The sequence below is a fragment of the Actinomycetaceae bacterium MB13-C1-2 genome, assembly GCA_035621235.1.
GTDB lineage: Bacteria > Actinomycetota > Actinomycetes > Actinomycetales > Actinomycetaceae > Scrofimicrobium.
Genome location: CP141731.1, coordinates 2,074,732 through 2,093,686, shown reverse-complemented (window position 1 = coordinate 2,093,686; position 18,955 = coordinate 2,074,732). Strand labels below are relative to the sequence as shown.

Sequence of the window (18,955 nt, the reverse complement as noted above, 5' to 3'; positions counted from 1 at the left end):
CCCTCAAGTTGAGCCTGAAGGTTGAGCGACGGGGTAGTCTTAGTGGCGAGATACTTATGTATCCGAGCCCGGTCGCAGTATCCTGGCCACAGGCTTTAGCTTGAATAATCCCATCAAGGAGTCCACATGAGCGCTAACGGTGACCAGTTGGCGGAGTCACGCCAGACAATGCTCTTTGGAGACACTCTTGCTGAGATTGACACCACTGCCGGCTACCGAGGACCGGTTGCGTGTGGTGCGGCCGGAATAACTTACAGGCAGCTCGATTACTGGGCGCGCACCGGCCTGGTTGTTCCGTCGCTACGAAGCGCACAGGGATCCGGTTCACAGCGTCTCTATTCGTTCAAGGACATTCTGGTTTTGAAGGTCGTTAAGCGTCTTCTTGACGCCGGGGTTTCCCTACAGCAGGTGCGCACAGCAGTGGCACAGCTTGCGGATAGAGGAGTCGACGACCTGGCTTCCATCACTCTGATGAGCGACGGGGCATCCGTTTACGAGTGTTCTTCTGCAGACGAGATTGTTGACTTGCTTCAGGGCGGCCAGGGGGTCTTTGGTATCGCCGTCGGTAAAGTCTGGCGCGAGGTCGAAGGAACACTAGCAGAGCTTCCGGTCGACCAGGGCGACGGAGTTATCGGTATGAACGAACTTGAGGCGCGCAGGCGCGCCAAGCGTGCGGTCTGAGCTAGATGGTCTCGGACCAGCATTCTAAGAAGGCTCTCGATCTTCGGATTCGTGGGCGGGTACAGGGCGTAGGTCTTAGATACCGGCTCAAGTGGAAAGCCGACGAACTAGACATCGAAGGCTGGACCCGCAACGAAGTCGATGGAACGGTAAGTGTTCATGTCCAGGGCATGGGATATCGCATAGATCATTTTCGCGACTGGCTCTTGGCCGGAATTGACGGGGTCTATATTTCGCGCATGGACGTTGATGCTTCAAAGTTCGAGGACCTAAGCGGGTTCGAAATTCTCAGATAGGGCAGTAAAGAGCCCTAAGTAATCTGACATAATGTACATTATCGGAACATAGCTAGCTTGTTGATTTTACAGCTTAGGGCGTACTGAAACTCTTTCTCATACTCCTCGGCCTATAATGGGACGGCAAACTCGCGACTAATACTTAGGAGTTACGTTGGCAGATCGCGCACTTCGAGGCATGCAGATTGGTTCAAAGTCTCTTGAGTCCGAAGACGGTGTTGTATTCGCTGACCGTTTTGAGGCTCACTACGTTTGCCCGAACGGCCACGATTTTCCGGTGATGTTTGCCGCTGAGGCAGAACCCCCGGCAACCTGGGAATGCCGCTGCGGCGAGATCGCCGAGCTCGTTGGTGAAGTTGTCACCGACGAAGAAGCCAAACCTGTCAAGCAGCAACGAACCCACTGGGACATGCTTCTTGAGCGTCGTAGCCTTGAAGAACTTGATCAGCTTCTCAAGGAGCAACTTGAGGCCTATCGCAGCGGCGAACTGGAACTCGATGTCTCTTACCGAAACGGCTAATTGACGCTACTTTTTTGCTGAGGATGCGGAGCGCTTCCCCCTGGCAGCGCTCCCCTTTTGGTTAGATTTAGCCAAATTTAACTTAGTCTTTGCAGTCTCTTTACGTTTGACTTGGTTTTTCTGCGCCTTCACTAGCGAACGGCCATAAATATGGGCCCCGACCGAGGCCAATGCAAGCGCTCCTCCACCAAAGATGACCACCCATGACAGGCTTTCGCCCAGTCTTGCGGCCAGCGTAATCGTGCTTCGTAGCGGTACCTCGGCCTGTAGATGCGCCGCCACCTGCATCGGCGTTGAAGCGAGAAGACTGCCGTCTGGTCTAGCAATTCCTGAGGCTCCATTGGTGGAAACCTGGACTGCCGAGCGGGAGAACTCTGCGGCCCTGAACTGAAGCATTTGTAGTTGCTGCAAGGACTCCGCAGAGTCGTCGAAGTGAACGTTGTTGGTGGGAATGTAGATTAGTTGCCCGCCCATACGCACGCCTTCGGCGATGATCGGTTCGTACGCGACTTCGAAGCAGATTCCCACGGCTATTGGCAGGATGCTTCCGTCGTTCAGCTCCACCTCCATGTAGCCGGGATTATCCACGGGAACCATGTCGACCTGAATCTGTGCTGCCGCAGTGGCAAGTTTCAGTGTGAGAGCGCGGAATGGAATGTACTCCCCCCAAGGAACCGGCCGCTGTTTACCGTACAGGGTTTCTGCCGCGAAACCAGCTTCGTGGGAACCCTCCTTTGGATACCAAACACCAACCCAGTTATAGCGAACGTCTCCGTCCCGTTCCATGATGCCGATGACGAGGGGAACTTCGGCTGCGTCTGAGGCCTTCTCAACGATTCCTTTGGTCTCACCAAAGTAGCGAGGATCGAGATCCGTGGAGTTCTCGCCCCAAAAGACGATCTGCGGTCTCGGTTCGGATTCAAGCAGTCTCAGGGTCTCCGCTAGATGATTGCCGGTTACCTTCCCGGGAACTGAGAACGTCTCACTAGCCGGCACCTCAACATTGCCTTGAACCGCGGCTATCGAAACGGAACCCTCCTGTTGAGTGTTCGGCAGTCGAAAGAAAACCGGGCCAAACGCAATTAGAGCCGCGACGCCAAGAGCCCCGAGTCTCCCCCATGGACTTGGAGCGAGCGGCTCCCTCAGCGCCAGTGCACGTCGCAGAAGGATTGCAGCGGCCATCACCAGGAAGGAGACCAATACCTCTCCCCCAACCGGAGCATAAATTATCATCGGTGAGTCAACCTGCGGATAAGCGAGTTTGCCCCACGGGAATCCGCCGAATGGGACCCGGGACCTCAACTCCTCAAAAGTCACCCACAATAGGGCTCCGCCAAGAACCTCGCCCCAAACGGTCCGCGACCATCGCCAAGTACCGAGCGCAGAGAAGCTACTGCCCCATAGGCCGATAAAGAACGCCTGGGCTCCTGCCAGTGCGATCCACGCCAGGATCGTGCCGTCCGTCGCGATCTGCATCCAAGAAATGTGGGGCATCAGGAAGACCATTGCCCAAAACACCGCATAGAGTCCCGCGCGCAGAGGTCCAACCCGGTCTATCACAAAAACGAGCAAGGCCAGAGAGGGAATCATTAATGGCCAAATACTCAGCGCTGGGAACGAAGCCCACATCGCCACCGCGGAGATGACCAGGAGAAGCAGGTCAAGCGGGAGACTCCCCGTCGCACGAAATCCTCGTTTTGACTCGCTCTTTCCCAAGACCGAACTCACAGATCCTCCGTCCAGGCCACCACGCCCCTAAGAACTGCGTCATACGCGGCGGTAGCGGACTCGTGAAGCGGTGATCCTTCGACACGTCGAATCTGTTGCAGCATGTCGAGTATTTGACGCATCCATCTCACAAAGTCACCGCCGGACATCTCTGATCCTTCAAGCACCTTCGCAAGCGATGCTCCTCTTGCCCACTGGTAGGTCATAGCAACCAGATCGGCACTGAGTTCCGTCGTTCGGTCGATACCAGCCTGCTGCTCGGCCTGTCTGATCACCCGTCCAATAGCTTCCGTGTTCGCCCACGCATCGCGCAGACGCTCGGTTGGGAGGGATGGGCGCTCCGAACTAGCGCTCGCCTCTGCTCGCGGCTCATAGACCACCGTAGAGATGATTGCTGCAAACTCCTGCGGGGTGAGCTCGTCCCAGATTCCCTCACTGATCGCCTGCGCGACGACCAGGTCACGCTCTCCGTATATTCTTCTAAGCATTTCGCCGCGGCCGGTGACCGTGTCTTTGTCGAGGAAACCCAATGATCGAAGTACCGTGCAGACCTGATCGAACTCAGAAACGATTCGTGCGGTCCGACTCGCGATTCGCTCTGCGAGATCATCGCGATCACGCAGAAGGCGCACGTAGCGGTGCCCGATCCCAGCGTGTTGTTCACGGTCCGGGCAGGAATGAACCGGGTGGGCGCGCAACGTCTCCTCAAGTTCGCTTGCGCGCCTTAGTAGTCTTTCTGCTTCCGGAGAATCGTCCGCCGTGCGTCCTCGAAGGTCTGATTTTCCCCGGGGTTTGGTCTGGAATTCTCGCAGTTCACGTGCCAGAAACTGTCGGTCCTTTGCACGCCTTAGGCCGCCGCTTTGAACGTGCATGCGCCCGAGCTTCTCCATCCCCTCGGAGGCCTCCCGCGGTCCTAGACGCCCTATCTTCGCGTTCTCATCAAGAATACTGGGAAGAGGAACGGCATATCCTGGCGCCGCGGGCTGAATCACGACAGCTCGACGCCATTTGCGTCCACGACGGTACTGGACCACGTCCCCAATCCGAAGTTTTGACAGACTTCGCAGTTCATTTTGACGCTTGTGGGTCCGGCTTGCCGCTGCCGCACTCTTTTGAAGTCGAGAGACCTCGTCGCGAAGGGAGAAATACTCACCCGCGTCTCCGCGATCACAGTGAAGTTCGGCCTTGACCTCACCGATCCGCTCGTCTGTTTCCCTCAGTTTCTGGGCTAGTTTCACCACTGCGGCGTCAGCCTGATACTGAGCGAAAGAGGACTCCAAAACCTGACGGGTGGTTGCCATGTCGCTACGCGCCAGTAGGTTCACCGCCATGTTGTAGGAGGGAAAGAAAGCGCTCTTCAGCGGATAGCTTCTCTTTGAAGCAAGCGCCGCGACTTCCTCGGCAGAGACATCCCGTCGATCCATTACGACGGCGTTGCCCTCCACATCAATGCCTCGTCTACCCGCGCGCCCGGTCAGCTGGGTGTATTCGCGAGGTCCAAGCCGCACATGTTCAGAACCGTCCCATTTTTCGAGCGACTCCAAGACGACTGTGCGGGCAGGCATATTGATTCCGAGGGCGAGCGTCTCGGTAGCGAATACGACCTTGAGCAGGCCACGGGAGAACAGTCTCTCGACCGTTTCCTTGAGAATTGGAAGTAGGCCAGCGTGGTGCGCGGCCACACCACAAGCCAGTGTTTCTGCCCAGGCGTTCAAACCAAGCGCGGCGTGATCCTGAGCCGGAATTGATTCGAGGGCCGCAGAGGTCTCTTTCCTAATCTGCTCTCGCTCCTCGAACGTTGTGAGTGTCAGCGGGGCTCGGGCAACCTCTTCGGCCGCCTGGTCGCATCCGGCGCGGGAGAAGATAAAGTCGATGGCGGGCAGCAGGTTCTTTTGCTGCAAAACCTCGACCATCTTGGGACGAGAAACCCACGGAGTCGGATGCGCTCGGCGACCCGAGCGGGGAATCGACGGCCCAATCGCGGCAATCAGGTCCGGATTAAGACGATAAGTAGCCTCGTTTGCCTTCGCGGCACGGCGCGGTTGCGCATACAGGCTGTAGAGCCGCGGCCCCACCATCATGTGCTGATAGAGCGGAACCGGCCTCTTGTCCGAGGTAACTACGGTGCAACTACCTCGAACTGACGCGATCCAGTCACCGAACTGCTCGTAGTTCGACACCGTGGCGGACAGCGCTACGACGCGAGTATGCCTGGGGAGTTGAATCAGCACTTCCTCCCACACTGGCCCACGGAAGCGATCTGAAAGATAGTGGACCTCATCCAAAACGACGGTGCCGAGATTCTCCAGGTTCTTGCCGGCATAGATCATATTGCGCAGCACTTCGGTGGTCATAACTACTATCGGAGCGTCACCGTTGACCGTCGTGTCGCCCGTCAGTAAGCCGACATTCTCATCGCCAAATCGTTCCGAAAAGTCTCGGAACTTCTGGTTTGACAGTGCCTTAATCGGGGTGGTGTAGAACACCCTCTCCTCCGCCAGCAGAGCCAGGAAGGCGGCTCCCTCTCCAACAACGGTCTTTCCCGAACCTGTTGGAGCGCAAACCAGCACAGACTCCCGGAGTGCCACCGCCTCTAAGGCCTCCACCTGAAAGTCGTCGGCTCGGAAGGGAAGAGTCTGCCAGTACTCCCCCAAACCGCTCTCTTCGACTGCCATATGCCGGCGAAACAGACTCATCCGTTCGGCGGCCGTCGGCTCAGTTTTGCTCATGAGTAATCGCCATTCTTTGGTTTCCCAGGTTCGTCAAGGACCGCGCGCCAGGTTCGGGCGGCGTTTGTTGCAAATTCCGCCGCATCATCAAGAAAGACCGCAGGGTCGGTTCCGCGCACATAGTTCGCCATAGTCAAGATTTCTGTGCGGATCCAAGAGCGGTCCCATACCGCGTACTCGGCTTTGATTGCCTCGGGCGTTTCTTGAACTCGACGTGCCGTGAGTTCCGACTTGACCCAGGCAGCAGACGGATCGAGATCGATAAAGACGGTCTCCGACTCATCACGCGACTCGCGTCTGATCTTCGCTACTTCCCCCTCGCCGAAAATACTCAGATCGCCCATTCGGTCAAGACGAAAGGAGCGCATTGAGCCGACTTCGGTATCTATGGCATCAAGTAGCCAGCCATCGCGGACAAAGCTGAGGGAGACAGGCTGAGCGAGTCTACTTGAGCGGCCGCCACTTCCGCTGACGTAGTCAAACTGGACCCGCTGGCCGCGATCAATCACCCCGCGCAAGACCTGGACCTTATCACCGGAAACCACTTCGTTAATGGTGTCGATGAACGGAAGCGGAGCGCTCTCAGTCATTCCGGCCAGGGCCGCGGCCTTCGAAATCGCTCCGGGAATATCGGCAATCTCTCCGTCCGTGAGAGTCGGTGCGATCGCCTCTAGGCCGTAGAGAAGAATCGCAAGATCGGCGCTGGTCAGTTTTACGCCTCGTTCAAGTCCGAGTGGACTGCGAAGACAGAGGATACCGGCGTGCTCGTACTGGTCGTGGTCGAACTCGAGCGTTCTGCCCGGCAGCAGGTCATCAAAACCGGCTTCAAGAAGAACGGCAAGGTCCCGCTTCAGTTGTTCTTCTGTTCGCTCAAAATGAGTGGCAACTTCGCTCACTGTCAGACCCGGGTTAGCGTCGATAAAACGGGCGAGAGAAACTAGCCGAGACAGACCAACTGAACTCTGCTCAGCCATCCTCACTCCTTTGCTGGAACTTCCACTCGGCGGCGGTCTCAAGATTGGTTAGTAGGCTCTCACGGAGGAACTCCGGTTCCAGCAAAACCACGGAATCTGCCTCCCTCATAATTGCCAGTTCCCATACCGAGACATCATCACGCGTCCCCCGCATACATTCCCAGCCCTCCGGGAGAGTCCACTCATCTGAACTGTCGAGAACGCAGGCCCTTAGCCGCACCAACGGTGCACCGCCCTTTCGCACAGCCAGAAGCGGCTCAACGAGGAAGGAGTCGTAGTCGAATTCCCTGGGTGCCAGAGCTCCCGTGGGAACGGTTGCTTCCCTTTCACCGATTAGCACCGGAGCACTGCGGAATCGCGAAAGCCTGAATAGGCGGGCGTCCCACCGATTCAGGTCAAATCCCCAAAGATAAAGAGCATTTCCTCTGGCAATCAAGTTCCAGGGCGCGACCTCTCGTTCTTCAAGTCCGGTTCGCGACTGGTAGCGAAAACTAACCGGTTGAGAATTTAGTATGGCAGCGTGAAGTGTGGGCGTGTAGGCGCCGCCCTCGAGGGGCAGAGTTGCACTTGGAGCAGTCGGCCCGTGGCCACGCGAACTGACGGCACGTAACTTATTGGTAACTACGCCACCCTGCGTCCCAGCAACATCAGTCCAGGAAGCCGCAGCCCGACTCAATAACTGAAACTCACCGTCGGTGAGCAAGTCCCCAACCTGATAGGCACTACGGGGAATCCGGTATCGAGGCGGGGTGTGCTGAGATAGCGTCTGGACATCGAGCCCGGTTTCACGGAGTGTGGCCAGGTCACGCTCGAACTTACGCATCGTAGAGTCCGGGTCTGCGGTTTCGTAGCCAGGGACACGCTTAACTAGACTGCCAGCGGTCAACCCCAGATCGGTGTTGAGCAGATTCAGAGTAAGAATCAGTAGTCTCAGGGAGGTTGTTGCCCGTCGTTTAGACAATGCGCCTCCCCGACCTTCTATCGATTCCTACCCGAGTCTTGAAGCTGCGAGCTCAGTGACGATGATACCTTTGGCGCCCACTGTGAGCAGTTCATCCATGACCTGATTCATGGCATTTCGAGCTACTACTACTCTAACGGCTCGCCAGTTCTGTTCAGCTAAAGGCGACACCGTTGGCGACTCTAAACCGGGAGCAATCAGTGTGGCTTTGGACAGGTTGTCGAGTTCAATGTTGTAGTCCACCAACACATGATCCCGCGCAACCAACACACCCTGAATGCGATTCACCAGAACGCTTAGTTGGGGTTCACCCTCGTGCTGCTGACCCGTAATCAAAATTGCTTCAGATTCCATGATCGGATCCGCGAAAACTTCGAGTCCGGCGGCCTTCAAAGTTGACCCGGTTTCAACAACATCCGCAATCGCGTCGGCAACCCCAAGTTGTATAGAAGACTCGACCGCCCCATCCAGATGGATTACCTGCGCCTCCACCCCACGTCCGCTCAGGTAGTCACGTACGAGTTTGTCGTACGAGGTCGCGACTCGTTTGCCCTCAAGATCCTCGACGCGGCTGGCAAGGCCCACCGGCGCCGCAAAGCGAAAGAGCGAACGCCCAAAACCGAGTCCCATAAGCTCGATTGCACCGCTCGGTGAATCAGCAACCAGATCACGTCCGGTAATCCCAGCGTGCACTCGACCCTCTGCCACGTAAACCGCAATGTCACGAGGACGAAGGAAGAAGACTTCTGTGTCACCCCGCGGGTCAACAATTACTAGCTCGCGACCGCGGCGCTTCGTCCGGTAGCCCGCTTCCGCGAGCAAATCCACCGAGGCTTCGGAGAGGGATCCCTTATTGGGTACTGCAATTCTTAACATTCGAGCCTCAGAGATACTTATAGACATCTTGGAGCGACAAGCCCTTGGAAACCAGCAGAACCTGCGTGTGATAAATCAGCTGTGATACCTCTTCAGCCAGTTCGGCGTCACTCTGGTATTCAGCCGCCATCCAAACCTCAGCAGCTTCCTCAACAATCTTCTTGCCGATCGCGTGGACCCCAGCATCGAGTTCAGTAACCGTTCGCGAGCCGTCGGGTCGCTCACTGGCTCTCTGGACTATCTGCTGGTACATGTCCTCAAAGGTATTCATGAGCAGTAGCGTACGTCGATTGCCTGACTAGAACCGATACTGTCCAAGCACCATCTCTAGTTTGCGAAGTCGTTGGTCACCGCCTGATCTATTCCCATGGCGGACTCAGGGACCTCAAGAATGCCCGAGAGGAACGGAGCCATTCGGTTCCAAGTTTCGATATCTTGAACAGCAGACGCTTTCCCGTCTGAACGTTCCCATAGCGGAATCGTGGCTTCCAGCAATCTAGCCGCTGTTGCGCGATTTTCGCCCTGCCGCAGCGACGGGTCCCAGTTGGCGCTAATCTCTAGCGCGTGCTGCGGATTCTGGATGACCCTGTCCATCCCTGCGGTTATTGCCTCGACGACCGAGCGAGCAAGTTCCTGGTGATCTTCTAGCCACTCCCTGGTAGTGACAATGGTGGCACCAACCAGCGGGACATCGAAGTCCGAGAGAGGCAGCACTGTTGTCTCGATTCCCATTTGCTCTAGTTGCACAGCATCCGAGTTGACGAATCCCACAACCGCATCCACGGCATCTGTTGCCAGTGAAGCGGCCTGGGTGTAACCGACAGAGACAACCGTTACATCCGAAATGTTTAGTCCCGCATAATCCAGTGCCGCCAACAGGCCAAACCAGTTCGAACCAAACTCGCCCGGAACGCCTATGCTCTTGCCCTTCAGGTCCGCAAGACTATCGATTCCGCTATCGGCCTTAGAGATGACTGCAACCGGGTATTCGTCGTAGTAGGTGCCGATCGCAACCAGGTCCAAACCGGCGGCCCTGGACTGCAAAACCTCATCCCCACTCGCGACTGTCACGTCTTCTTCCCCTGAGGTAAGGGCAGTAAATAGGCCTTCGTCCGTTCCGTGATGTCGGATCACCGGACCGACCTCGGCCGCGCGAAAGATCTCATCGGCCGCAGCAACATAGACGGGCGCAAACTGAACATTGGGGACATAGGTAAGGCCAATCGTGACTTCTTCACCTCCCCGTCCAATCGGGACAGATGCCCCGACAAGGTCCTGTGAACTCTGTTCGCCTCCACCGGTGCTACAGGCAGCGAGTGAGGAGGCCCCCGCCAGCGCGGCTACAACGAGCAAGCCGATGCGTATCATTCCGGATCTAACGGGCATTTCTATCTCCTTGACTAGCAGAGTCAGTTTGCGGCTCGGCGCTCGCGGTTCGGTATCGATTCTTAGGGCGGGTGTCTCGCTTAATCCGTCGTTCAACTGAGTAGATCAGCGAGTACAGCGTCATCGCGAGCAGACAGAGAACCCCAACAGTGACAAACATCCCCGCTGTGTCCAGGTTGTATCTCTGCTGGGCTAAAGCTTGGCCCAGTCCGGTGCCCCCCATGACCATCTCGCCCACAACCGCACCTGTTACCGAGAGGGTGAAACCATTTCGTATGCCCGCCAGAACTATCGGGGCCGCCATGGGCATTTCAACGGACCAGGTCAGCCTAAGACCATCCGCCCCGTCGATCGCCGCAGCATCAAGCACGTCTGGATCCAAACCTCGAAGTCCAACGACTGTCGAAACCAGTACCGGGAAGAAAACCATCAGTGCGCAGAGGGTGACGATTGCGACGAATCCGTGCCCGATCCACAGAACCAGAAGGGGCGCCAAAGCAATCGCAGGGATAGCTTGCGTTGCACCTAAGAAAGGCTCAATTGCAGCGCGGACGATACTTGAACGATAGATGACCCAGGCAAGAGGAATTGCAACTACTGTTCCAAGGAAGGCTCCCGCAAGCGCCTCTCCGGCGGTGATGGCCACACGCTGCCAGAACCACGACTCGGTTAGTAACTGCCCGGCAGCGCGAACGAACGCCTGAGGAGACGGGAAAACCCACGACTCAATATCGGCAAAGGCAGTTACAAGCCACCATGCCGCAATCAACAAGAGTGCGAACAGCACCGGAGCCGTCCACGCAAGCTGACGGCTCTCGTGTTTCCTGTGCGTGAGTGTTCCCAATGCATTCCCCCGCCTCGGGGTGCACAAGGACAGCGTCGAGCGACGCTACCGCTTCTCCCATCCGGACTTTAACCGTCGGTGCTGGAGTTCCACCAGCTCAACCGCACTGCGTACGGGTCGCGGACTATGACCGCCGGCTCGGACTTTCACCGACCCCGAAGCTGTTCTCGATTATGCCACGAAGATCAAGGGAGGTTAACTGTCATTTCACCAGGGGCAGACGAGCCTACTTTTCCATGGCACTCGTGGCGAGTTCGCGCAGGATTTCAACTTCTTTTGTTGGGTCGGCAGATCCGTAGACCGCAGAACCTGCGACAAACACGTTTGCACCAGCCTCCGCAACCCGGGCGATCGTCTTCCGGTCAATGCCGCCATCAACCTGAATGTCTAGGTCGAGGCCCATCTCGTCTGCCGTCTTGCGCACAAGGCGGATCTTCTCGAGTGCTGGTTCCAGAAACCGCTGGCCCCCGAAACCTGGTTCAACGGTCATGATTAGCACCATGTCAAACTCCGAGAGATACGGAAGATACCCCTCGACCGGCGTGGTTGGCCTGAAACCTACTGCCGCCCGGGACCCCGCTGCGCGAAGATTCCGTGCCAGTGTTATGGGAGCGGTGGCCGCCTCGGCGTGGAAGGTCACGCTGGCACACCCCAGGTCCGAATACTTTGGGGCCCATCTGTCCGCATCTTCGATCATCAAGTGTGCATCCACTGGGAGCACCCCCTGGTCAACGCATACCTTCGCCACTGGAAGACCCCAGGTGAGGTTCGGAACGAAGTGTCCGTCCATGACGTCAACGTGTACTAGGTCAGCGTTTGCAACCCGGAGTATCTCATCGTCGAGTCTTCCGATATTGGCTGACAGAATCGAGGGAGCGATCTTTACTTGACGGCCGTTGGTCATTTCTACTTAGCTTCTTCCTTTTTGAGGAGTGCAATGTACATTGCATCGGTCTTATGGATATGTGGCCAGAGCTGCAGTGAGCGTTGCAGAACGGTTCGTGTGGTCGGAGCCAGACCCTCCGGGATGACCCCGGTAGCTCGTAGGTCTTCGGGGGTGAGACAAGCTGCCACATCGTAAACGTCCAACAGGGTCACCTGTCCGCTCTCTAGCACTCGGGCGACCTGGTCGACGGTCTCACTCCGGTGCGGTGAACAAGTCACCCAAGCGATCACGCCCCCCGGGCGCGCCAGGCGGATACCGGCATCAAGAAGTCCTCGTTGCAGTGGGAGTAGCTCGTCAAGATCACTTTCGCTGTGTCGCCATCTGGACTCTGGACGTCTGCGCAAGGAACCCAAACCTAGGCATGGGGCATCAACCAAAACTCGGTCATAGATGCCTTCACCAAGAATCTCTCGTCCGTCTTGTACGGTAACAGTGACATTGTCTAGCGCCTGTGCAGAACGTTCAACAAGCCGGGCACGACGGGGACTAACCTCGTTGGCTGTCACGGTGGCGCCCCGTTCCTTCGCAACTGCTGCTAGTAGTGCCGCCTTGCCTCCGGGACCGGCACAGAGGTCGAGCCATCTACTGTCCGATCCCGCACCTAGAGGGGCGTTCGCAAGCAGTAACGCTGCAAACTGCGAGCCTTCGTCCTGTACCCCCGCATCTCCTGATCTGAGCGAAGGAAGCGCGCCGGGATCACCCCCGCCCAGAATCACGGATGTCTCCGCAAGGTTTCCCTGGTGTGCACTAACGCGCAGAACGTCCTCAGCTTCCTCAGCCAAATCTTGAGGATCTACTAACCCTGGACGGGCGGCAAGCGTTACCTGAGCTGCCGTGTTGTTTGCCTCAAGCGCCTCGGCCAGGGTCGCTTCCGGAAAGCCACGCAGACGCAACGATTCCCGAAATGCATCCACGATCCAGTCGGGATGTGACTGTTCGACCCCGACCCGATACTGCCGTGGAACGCTGTCCACTGCCCGGGCCAGAGCCTCATCCGTCCCGAGTCTGAGTAGGGAACGCAGTACGGCGTTCACAGTTTTGCTTGGACCTTCTCCCGATAGTTCTCGCGCCACCGAGACGGTCTCGGATACCGCCGCGTGGTCGGGAACCCTCATGTACATCAACTGATAGGCACCCAAACGAAGGCATGCTCGTACCGGTGCATCCAATTCGGCCAAAGGCTTGGTCGAAAGAGGCGTAAGAATCTGGTCTAGTGTTCGCTGACGCCGGGTGGTTCCATAGACCAGTTCACTAACAAATGCCGCGTCCTGCGGCGAAAACCGTGGGTTAGACGACTGCTCTTCGCGGAGCATTCTAGGAAGAAGCAAGTTCGCAAACTGACCGTCTTCGTCGATCGATACCAACGCCCGGGCGGCGAGCAATCGAGGAGCATCAACACTCTTCGACTCCCTATGCCTCTTTTGTCTGTCCCCGTTCACTACACTCTCCCAACCCCACCAAGTCGATCATCTTCGGTCATTCTTGCTCCCCGCGCCCAGTCGGCCCCGCGCATCCAAGACTTCCCAGCGGGAGCCACCTCTGAGAGGACAATATCTGTGTCGGAGGTGCCGACTTTAAGTAGCTGTCCGACGACCATGGTCTGCCCGGGCGCCAACAAAGTCTGATCGCTCAGTGTGGCGCCCCTCAGCTTCATTGGTTTTCTCGTGGCATCTAGGGTCCATGCTCCCGGAGCCGGCGTCACCGCTCTGATTCTATTCACCGTGTTTTCGGCGGACTCTTCAAAGCTGATGAATCCGTCTTGCCTACTAAGTTTTGGCGCCAGGGTTACAAAGGAGTCATCAGGCCCCGTGTCCTGGGGGGTTGGAACATACCCGGACGTCTGAAGCTTCGTCAGCGCAGAGACCACTTGAGTGGACCCGATCTCAGATAGTTCCTCAAGTACCTCTCCCGACGAAGCGCAGGCGGTCGTCCGGTGCTTCTGTGTCTCGATAATCGGTCCGGAATCCATGCCCGGATCCAGGAGGAAGACGGTGGTTCCGATCGTTGTATCACCACGAAGGATCGCTCGCTGAACTGGCGCGGCTCCTCGCAGGTCGGGAAGTGATGAGAAATGGAGATTAACCCAGCCTAGCCGTGTGCTATCAAGGACAGCAGGAGTAAGAAGTGCCCCGTACGCAACTACGACCCCCGCATCGGCACGCAGGTCCGTCAGCCAACGCAGATCTTCTTCGGACCCGGGCCGGGATGTTTCGCGCAGATTCAGGCCCTCTTGTTTTGCAAACGCCCCCACCGGTGAATCAACCAGTTTCCTCGAACGACCCTGGGCGGCTGGCGGTCGGGTAATTACTCCGACGACCTCATGTTCTGAATGTATCAGGGCAAGCAACGTTGGAAGAGCAACTTTAGGAGTTCCAGCAAAGACGATTCGCACCGTTCCAGCTTAGAGGTTCAACGCGCCAACGGTTAGTTGACGCGGGGCACTAGGAGCTATCAGCCACCTGGCTGGGGTTTACTTCGATCAGCAAAAGAGCCATTCCATTCTTTGATCGGTCGATCTGTACCTGCCTCAAAGCGCTCATTAGCTGGCCGGTCATTCGTGGGGCGCTCGATGCAATAAGACGACGAACAGTTTTTCCCTCCTCGCGATACGGCGAAGAGAGACTGACGACGGCAATCGATGCCTCCGAGTCTTTTGGCTGGCATGCCTCCGCCCGATTGGCAACATGGTGAACCGCATCAGCGGCCTCTTCGACCGCCTGTGGTTCACCTGTGACGCTAACCAGCCAACGGCTTGGGGGAAAGCCAAGCTCAGTGCGAGTCCGTAGCTCCTCTACCGCGAGAATCTCTGGTTGCCAGCGGACGATTGACTGCTCCAGGGATTCAGGAAGAGTTCCCACAATAATGGCGGGTGCTCTGGGGGCAGAAAGAGCCAGCGCGCCCATCCAACGTCGTTCTGCTTCCAGCTGAGCATCCAGGGAGTCCGTGTACACAACGGATTCAGCCTCCGCAATCACAATTGAACCGTAGCCGCCTTTTACGTGCGGCTCCGAAGAGGTGGTGGCGACAACGATTCTCGGACTCGCTTCCACCTCGTCGATGATTCCTGCGGTTGATGAGGAGGCGACAACGGGGAAATCAAGGAACGCTCTTTGTAACTCGTCCCTGATCCGATCAGAGCCGATTCTGAGACGCGCCCCCCACTCGTGCGAAGGATGGGGACACTCATTTGGTTCCGCATCCCTTGGGAGGTGACAAAGAGGGCATTGAACCTCCGTCGCATAGCCGGCGGAGGCCACTTGGACCAGCACAGGGCGCCCTGTCGTCAGTCCTTCCCGAATAACTCGGTACGCGGAGTCAGGTAGTCGTGAGTAGCCCGAGGCTCCCTCTCTGCCAGCATCGGCCCAGTCAAAGACCCGGGTTCGAGGAATCAGTGTAAGACCGAGCGCTCGATCAGGTGAGGTGTCCTGGGCCCAGCTGGATTCAACCAGAGCCTGTGCCTTAACCGAGCGGGCGTAGGAGGCGCACAGTAGGCGGACTCGTTCAACATGGGAGCGTGCCACCGCAACATCAAGCGCGTCGAACCGAGGCGAGCGCCGCTCCTTAAGCCGGTCATCACCATCGTCCCAGACAACAATCGCACCACCCGCTGGCATCGGGGTCCAGACTGCCGACCGAGTCCCGACAACCACATCAACTTCGCCAGCCAGGGCCCGCAGGTGCACCCGATACCGCTGGGCATCAGACTGCTCCGCGTCTGCGAGGGCTATCCGCAACTCCGGGAGTGCCGCCTCCAAGTACTTCTCAACCCTTCGGGCTGCCGCTGAGGTCGGGACAACTACAGCAACGATCTCTCGCTTCTCCCTTTCCCGCGTCGCCGACTCGATAGCGGAAAGCATTTGGCCCGGGTAAAGCGAAGTTACCAGGCGTCTCGGAACGACCTTCTTGTCGGGGAACTCGGGCGCGATCTGTTCCCCGAACTCTTTCTCCACGCTCGCTCTTCGAGTCGGAATGGCAAACGAGAGTATCTGCTTCAAGTTGGTCGCGTACCGCGCCGAGAGATACTCGGCAGTTCTGATCACCCCTGAAGTTACGAGTGGAAATGGCCCGACAACGCGTCTAATCGGTTGCAGGCTCCGTCCCGATGCAGAAGTATCTGTCAGACCAGTCACCCATCCATATTGACGCCGACCGGCAAAGTTGACGCTCACTCGTGATCCCACGCCCACCTCAAGACCCTCCGGAATCGAGTACTCGAATGGATGGTCAAGATGGGGAACGTCAAGATCGATGGCGACCAGGGCGATCACGGGCGTCAGATCCCTGCTGCGGAGCGCAGTTCAGGAACGCGCTCCAGTGACTCCCAAGGAAACTCTTCGCGTCCAAAATGTCCGTATGCGGCCGTATTCTGGTATTTGATTTTCTCTGTGTTGAGAAGACCGAGGTCTTCGATTATGCCGCGTGGGCGAAGATCGAAGGTGTCCTGCACGATCTTGGACAGTTCCGAGTCCGGGATGATTCCGGTTCCGCGGGTATCAACCGCAATAGAGACGGGTCTAGCGCTTCCAATGGCATATGACAGCTGAATCTCACATCTCTTTGCCAATCCCGCGGCAACGACGTTCTTAGCGACCCAGCGTGCAGCGTACGTCCCACTACGATCGACTTTGGAGGGATCCTTACCCGAGAATGCTCCACCTCCATGTGGCGCGCTTCCCCCGTACGAGTCAACAATGATTTTGCGGCCCGTCAGCCCGGCATCGGCTGCCGGACCGCCTAGAACGAATCGACCCGAGGGGTTCACCAGCACCCGTATTTCAGACGTGTCCAGATCCAGACCGCTCTCGGCGAGCACCGAATCGACCACCAAACTACGTACGGCTTCCTCCAGGTCTACCTGAGCGATGGATTCAAGGTGTTGAGTAGAGACCACAATCGTGTCGACCGCAACGGGGATACCGTCTGCATAGCGCAATGTCACCTGTGTCTTCCCGTCAGGAAGTAGCCCCGGGTTGCCCGGCGATCGGCGAACATCAGAGAGCTTTCGCGCCAGGCGATGGGCCAACCAAATCGGCGCTGGCATCAAGTCCGGGGTCTCATCGCAGGCGAATCCAAACATGATTCCTTGGTCGCCAGCTCCCTGCTGATCCCGAATATCCGCGTTTGAATCACGGCGCAACTCTAGTGACTCGGTCACCGACCCCGAGATGTCGGGACTCTGCTGCCCGATAGAGACTGACACGCCACAACTATTGCCGTCGAATCCCGCCTGTTGCGAGTCGTATCCGATACGCAGGACCTCTTCACGCACAATCTGTGGAATCTCGACGTACGCCTCGGTCGTCAATTCACCGACGACGTGGATGAGGCCCTTGGTGCCAACGACTTCGACTGCAACCCGAGCCTGCGAATCTTGCGCAAGGACAGCGTCCAGAACAGAATCCGAGATACGGTCACAGACCTTGTCTGGGTGTCCCTCCGTGACCGATTCCGAAGTGAATGGCTGAGTGGATTGAATCAACCCTGAGTTCCCTTCTCAAGAAGCTCCTCAACGCGGTCAAGCAGATCGGAGGCAAGCAGTGTTTTCGATCCGCGGGCAGATCCGACCTGCTGTCCGGCCGAGTCGAAATAGAAGAACTCGGAGTCAACGTCACCGAATCCGGCTTCGTTTCCAACGCGGTTCACCGTCAACAGGTCCGCGCCCTTCCGAATCGCCTTTTGGCTACCCAGTTGCCGCACGGCGGCCGAATCACCCGTCTCAGCTCCGAAGCCGACCAAGACGCTCGGGCGGAGAGCAGAGGTAGAAATCTCCCTGAGAATATCGGGGTTCTGCACCAGATTCAGTACCAGAGCACCGCCGTCTTCGTTCTTCTTGATTTTCGTCTCTGATGCCTGCTCAGGAGCGAAATCACCCACTGCGGCGCACATAATCAAGCTATCGCTTCCGTGCAAGTTATCCTGAACAACCCGCAGCATCTCTGAAGCTGATACTGCCCGCAAAACCGTCATTTTGGGGCCTGGCTCAGGAAGCGGGACCTCAACGGCTCCTGCAATCAGAATCACCTCGGCCCCTCGCCTGGCGGCTTCCTCCGCCAGCGCCACCCCCTGACGACCGCTGGATCTATTGCCAAGAAAACGTACGGGGTCTAAGGCTTCCCTGGTCCCTCCAGCCGTGATGATCAAACGCTTGCCTTCAAGAACACCGGAGGCTTGTTGATCTCTCACAAGGTCAGCCACCATTCGCACGATGAACTCGGGTTCGGGCAGTCGGCCTGGACCGCTATCGCCGGAACTCAAAGCTCCGCTCTCCGGATCAACGATTGTCCACCCGCGGGACCGAAGAACCGAAACGTTCTCTTTCGTGGCTGGGTTCAACCACATGTTGGTGTGCATCGCCGGAAACGCGATTATCGGAGCCGAGGTAGCAAGCAAAGTCGTGGTTAGGAGGTCATTCGCCAGGCCGAACCGCGCCCTCGCTAGAAGGTCGGCCGTGGCCGGCGCCAGCACCATGAGGTCGGCATTTCTAGCGAGTTCTACATGCCCCTCACCGGCGTGATGAAATACTTGGGTCTCGACGGAGTTCTCGCTTAACTCACGCCACGTGGCCGCGCCGACGAACTCAAGTGAGGTTGGAGTTGGCACAACGTGAACATCCCAGCCAAGTTTCCTTAGACCACGCACGACGTACGCGACCTTATAGGCCGCGATTCCAGCCCCTACGCCAACGACAACGGTTGGTGCCTTGCTACTTGCTGACTTCTCCACTGAGCTCCAGCTTGTCATCAACGATTTCACGCAACGCAATCGACAGCGGCTTGTCATCGGGTTCAGTCGGGACAACCGGACCGACGAACTGGATCATGTTGGACTCAAGTTGAGTGTTGTAAGCGTTGATCTGACGCGCACGCTTGGCGGCGTAGATCACAAGGGCATACTTCGACTCTGTACGCTCAAGTAACTCGTCGATCGGAGGGTAGGTGATGCCTTCCGGTTTTGCGACAATTCCCGACATAGAAAAGAACTCCTTGGTATCGCGGCCCGGCTGGCCAACATAGA

Annotated in this window: 18 protein-coding genes and 1 riboswitch; of the genes, 3 read left to right on the top strand and 15 right to left on the bottom strand. The window is 57.4% G+C overall.

What is annotated here, in order from left to right:
* Positions 1–126: 126 nt before the first annotated feature.
* The 3 genes from U6G28_09335 to U6G28_09325 all read left to right on the top strand — a co-directional run bounded on the left by U6G28_09335 (position 127) and on the right by U6G28_09325 (position 1,497).
* Positions 127–681: a MerR family transcriptional regulator gene (locus U6G28_09335; protein ID WRS29716.1), complete on the top strand. Its 555-nt coding sequence runs from the start codon at positions 127–129 to the stop codon at positions 679–681.
* A 5-nt stretch (positions 682–686) separates the two neighbouring features.
* Positions 687–977 carry an acylphosphatase gene (locus U6G28_09330; GenBank protein WRS29715.1) on the top strand — a complete coding sequence of 97 codons (291 nt, stop codon included), beginning with the start codon at positions 687–689 and terminating at the stop codon, positions 975–977.
* Positions 978–1,131: 154 nt separating this feature from the next.
* Complete coding sequence (locus tag U6G28_09325; GenBank protein ID WRS29714.1) at positions 1,132–1,497, top strand: RNA polymerase-binding protein RbpA; 366 nt, start codon at positions 1,132–1,134, stop codon at positions 1,495–1,497.
* Between the two features lie 6 nt (positions 1,498–1,503).
* On the opposite strand, the gene lnt is transcribed toward U6G28_09325, so the two are convergent.
* From lnt to rpoZ, 15 genes are all read right to left on the bottom strand, one after another.
* Positions 1,504–3,225, bottom strand: coding sequence for an apolipoprotein N-acyltransferase (gene lnt, locus U6G28_09320; GenBank protein ID WRS29713.1), 1,722 nt, complete (start codon positions 3,223–3,225; stop codon positions 1,504–1,506).
* Positions 3,222–5,954 carry a DEAD/DEAH box helicase gene (locus U6G28_09315; GenBank protein WRS29712.1) on the bottom strand — a complete coding sequence of 911 codons (2,733 nt, stop codon included), beginning with the start codon at positions 5,952–5,954 and terminating at the stop codon, positions 3,222–3,224. Before U6G28_09315 ends, lnt begins: the two co-directional genes overlap by 4 nt.
* Entirely contained in the window at positions 5,951–6,928 is a 978-nt protein-coding gene (locus tag U6G28_09310; GenBank protein WRS29711.1) for a WYL domain-containing protein, read from the bottom strand. The genes U6G28_09315 and U6G28_09310 overlap by 4 nt, the downstream gene beginning before the upstream one ends.
* Positions 6,921–7,889, bottom strand: a complete 969-nt coding sequence (locus tag U6G28_09305) for a WYL domain-containing protein (protein ID WRS29710.1) — start codon at positions 7,887–7,889, stop codon at positions 6,921–6,923. The genes U6G28_09310 and U6G28_09305 overlap by 8 nt, the downstream gene beginning before the upstream one ends.
* Before the next feature lie 27 nt (positions 7,890–7,916).
* Complete coding sequence (hisG, locus tag U6G28_09300) at positions 7,917–8,765, bottom strand: ATP phosphoribosyltransferase (GenBank protein WRS29709.1); 849 nt, start codon at positions 8,763–8,765, stop codon at positions 7,917–7,919.
* Between the two features lie 7 nt (positions 8,766–8,772).
* Positions 8,773–9,036: a phosphoribosyl-ATP diphosphatase gene (locus tag U6G28_09295; GenBank protein ID WRS29708.1), complete on the bottom strand. Its 264-nt coding sequence runs from the start codon at positions 9,034–9,036 to the stop codon at positions 8,773–8,775.
* A gap of 56 nt (positions 9,037–9,092) precedes the next feature.
* Positions 9,093–10,151 (bottom strand): ABC transporter substrate-binding protein, encoded by a 1,059-nt coding sequence (locus tag U6G28_09290; GenBank protein ID WRS29707.1) that lies wholly within the window; start codon positions 10,149–10,151, stop codon positions 9,093–9,095.
* Complete coding sequence (locus tag U6G28_09285; protein WRS29706.1) at positions 10,141–10,995, bottom strand: ABC transporter permease; 855 nt, start codon at positions 10,993–10,995, stop codon at positions 10,141–10,143. Before U6G28_09285 ends, U6G28_09290 begins: the two co-directional genes overlap by 11 nt.
* A 45-nt stretch (positions 10,996–11,040) precedes the next feature.
* Positions 11,041–11,162: riboswitch (FMN riboswitch) on the bottom strand.
* Positions 11,163–11,221: 59 nt separating this feature from the next.
* The gene (gene rpe / locus U6G28_09280) at positions 11,222–11,899 is read right to left on the bottom strand and encodes a ribulose-phosphate 3-epimerase (GenBank protein WRS29705.1); all 678 of its coding nucleotides are present in this window, start codon (positions 11,897–11,899) and stop codon (positions 11,222–11,224) included.
* A gap of 2 nt (positions 11,900–11,901) precedes the next feature.
* Entirely contained in the window at positions 11,902–13,380 is a 1,479-nt protein-coding gene (locus U6G28_09275) for a transcription antitermination factor NusB (GenBank protein WRS29704.1), read from the bottom strand.
* Positions 13,380–14,333 carry a methionyl-tRNA formyltransferase gene (locus U6G28_09270; GenBank protein ID WRS29703.1) on the bottom strand — a complete coding sequence of 318 codons (954 nt, stop codon included), beginning with the start codon at positions 14,331–14,333 and terminating at the stop codon, positions 13,380–13,382. The genes U6G28_09275 and U6G28_09270 overlap by 1 nt, the downstream gene beginning before the upstream one ends.
* A gap of 49 nt (positions 14,334–14,382) precedes the next feature.
* Entirely contained in the window at positions 14,383–16,209 is a 1,827-nt protein-coding gene (locus tag U6G28_09265; GenBank protein WRS29702.1) for a hypothetical protein, read from the bottom strand.
* A 5-nt stretch (positions 16,210–16,214) separates the two neighbouring features.
* Positions 16,215–17,417 carry a methionine adenosyltransferase gene (metK, locus tag U6G28_09260; protein ID WRS31226.1) on the bottom strand — a complete coding sequence of 401 codons (1,203 nt, stop codon included), beginning with the start codon at positions 17,415–17,417 and terminating at the stop codon, positions 16,215–16,217.
* Positions 17,417–18,664 carry a bifunctional phosphopantothenoylcysteine decarboxylase/phosphopantothenate--cysteine ligase CoaBC gene (coaBC, locus tag U6G28_09255; GenBank protein WRS29701.1) on the bottom strand — a complete coding sequence of 416 codons (1,248 nt, stop codon included), beginning with the start codon at positions 18,662–18,664 and terminating at the stop codon, positions 17,417–17,419. Before coaBC ends, metK begins: the two co-directional genes overlap by 1 nt.
* Complete coding sequence (rpoZ, locus tag U6G28_09250) at positions 18,645–18,911, bottom strand: DNA-directed RNA polymerase subunit omega (protein WRS29700.1); 267 nt, start codon at positions 18,909–18,911, stop codon at positions 18,645–18,647. Before rpoZ ends, coaBC begins: the two co-directional genes overlap by 20 nt.
* Between the last annotated feature and the right edge of the window lie 44 nt (positions 18,912–18,955).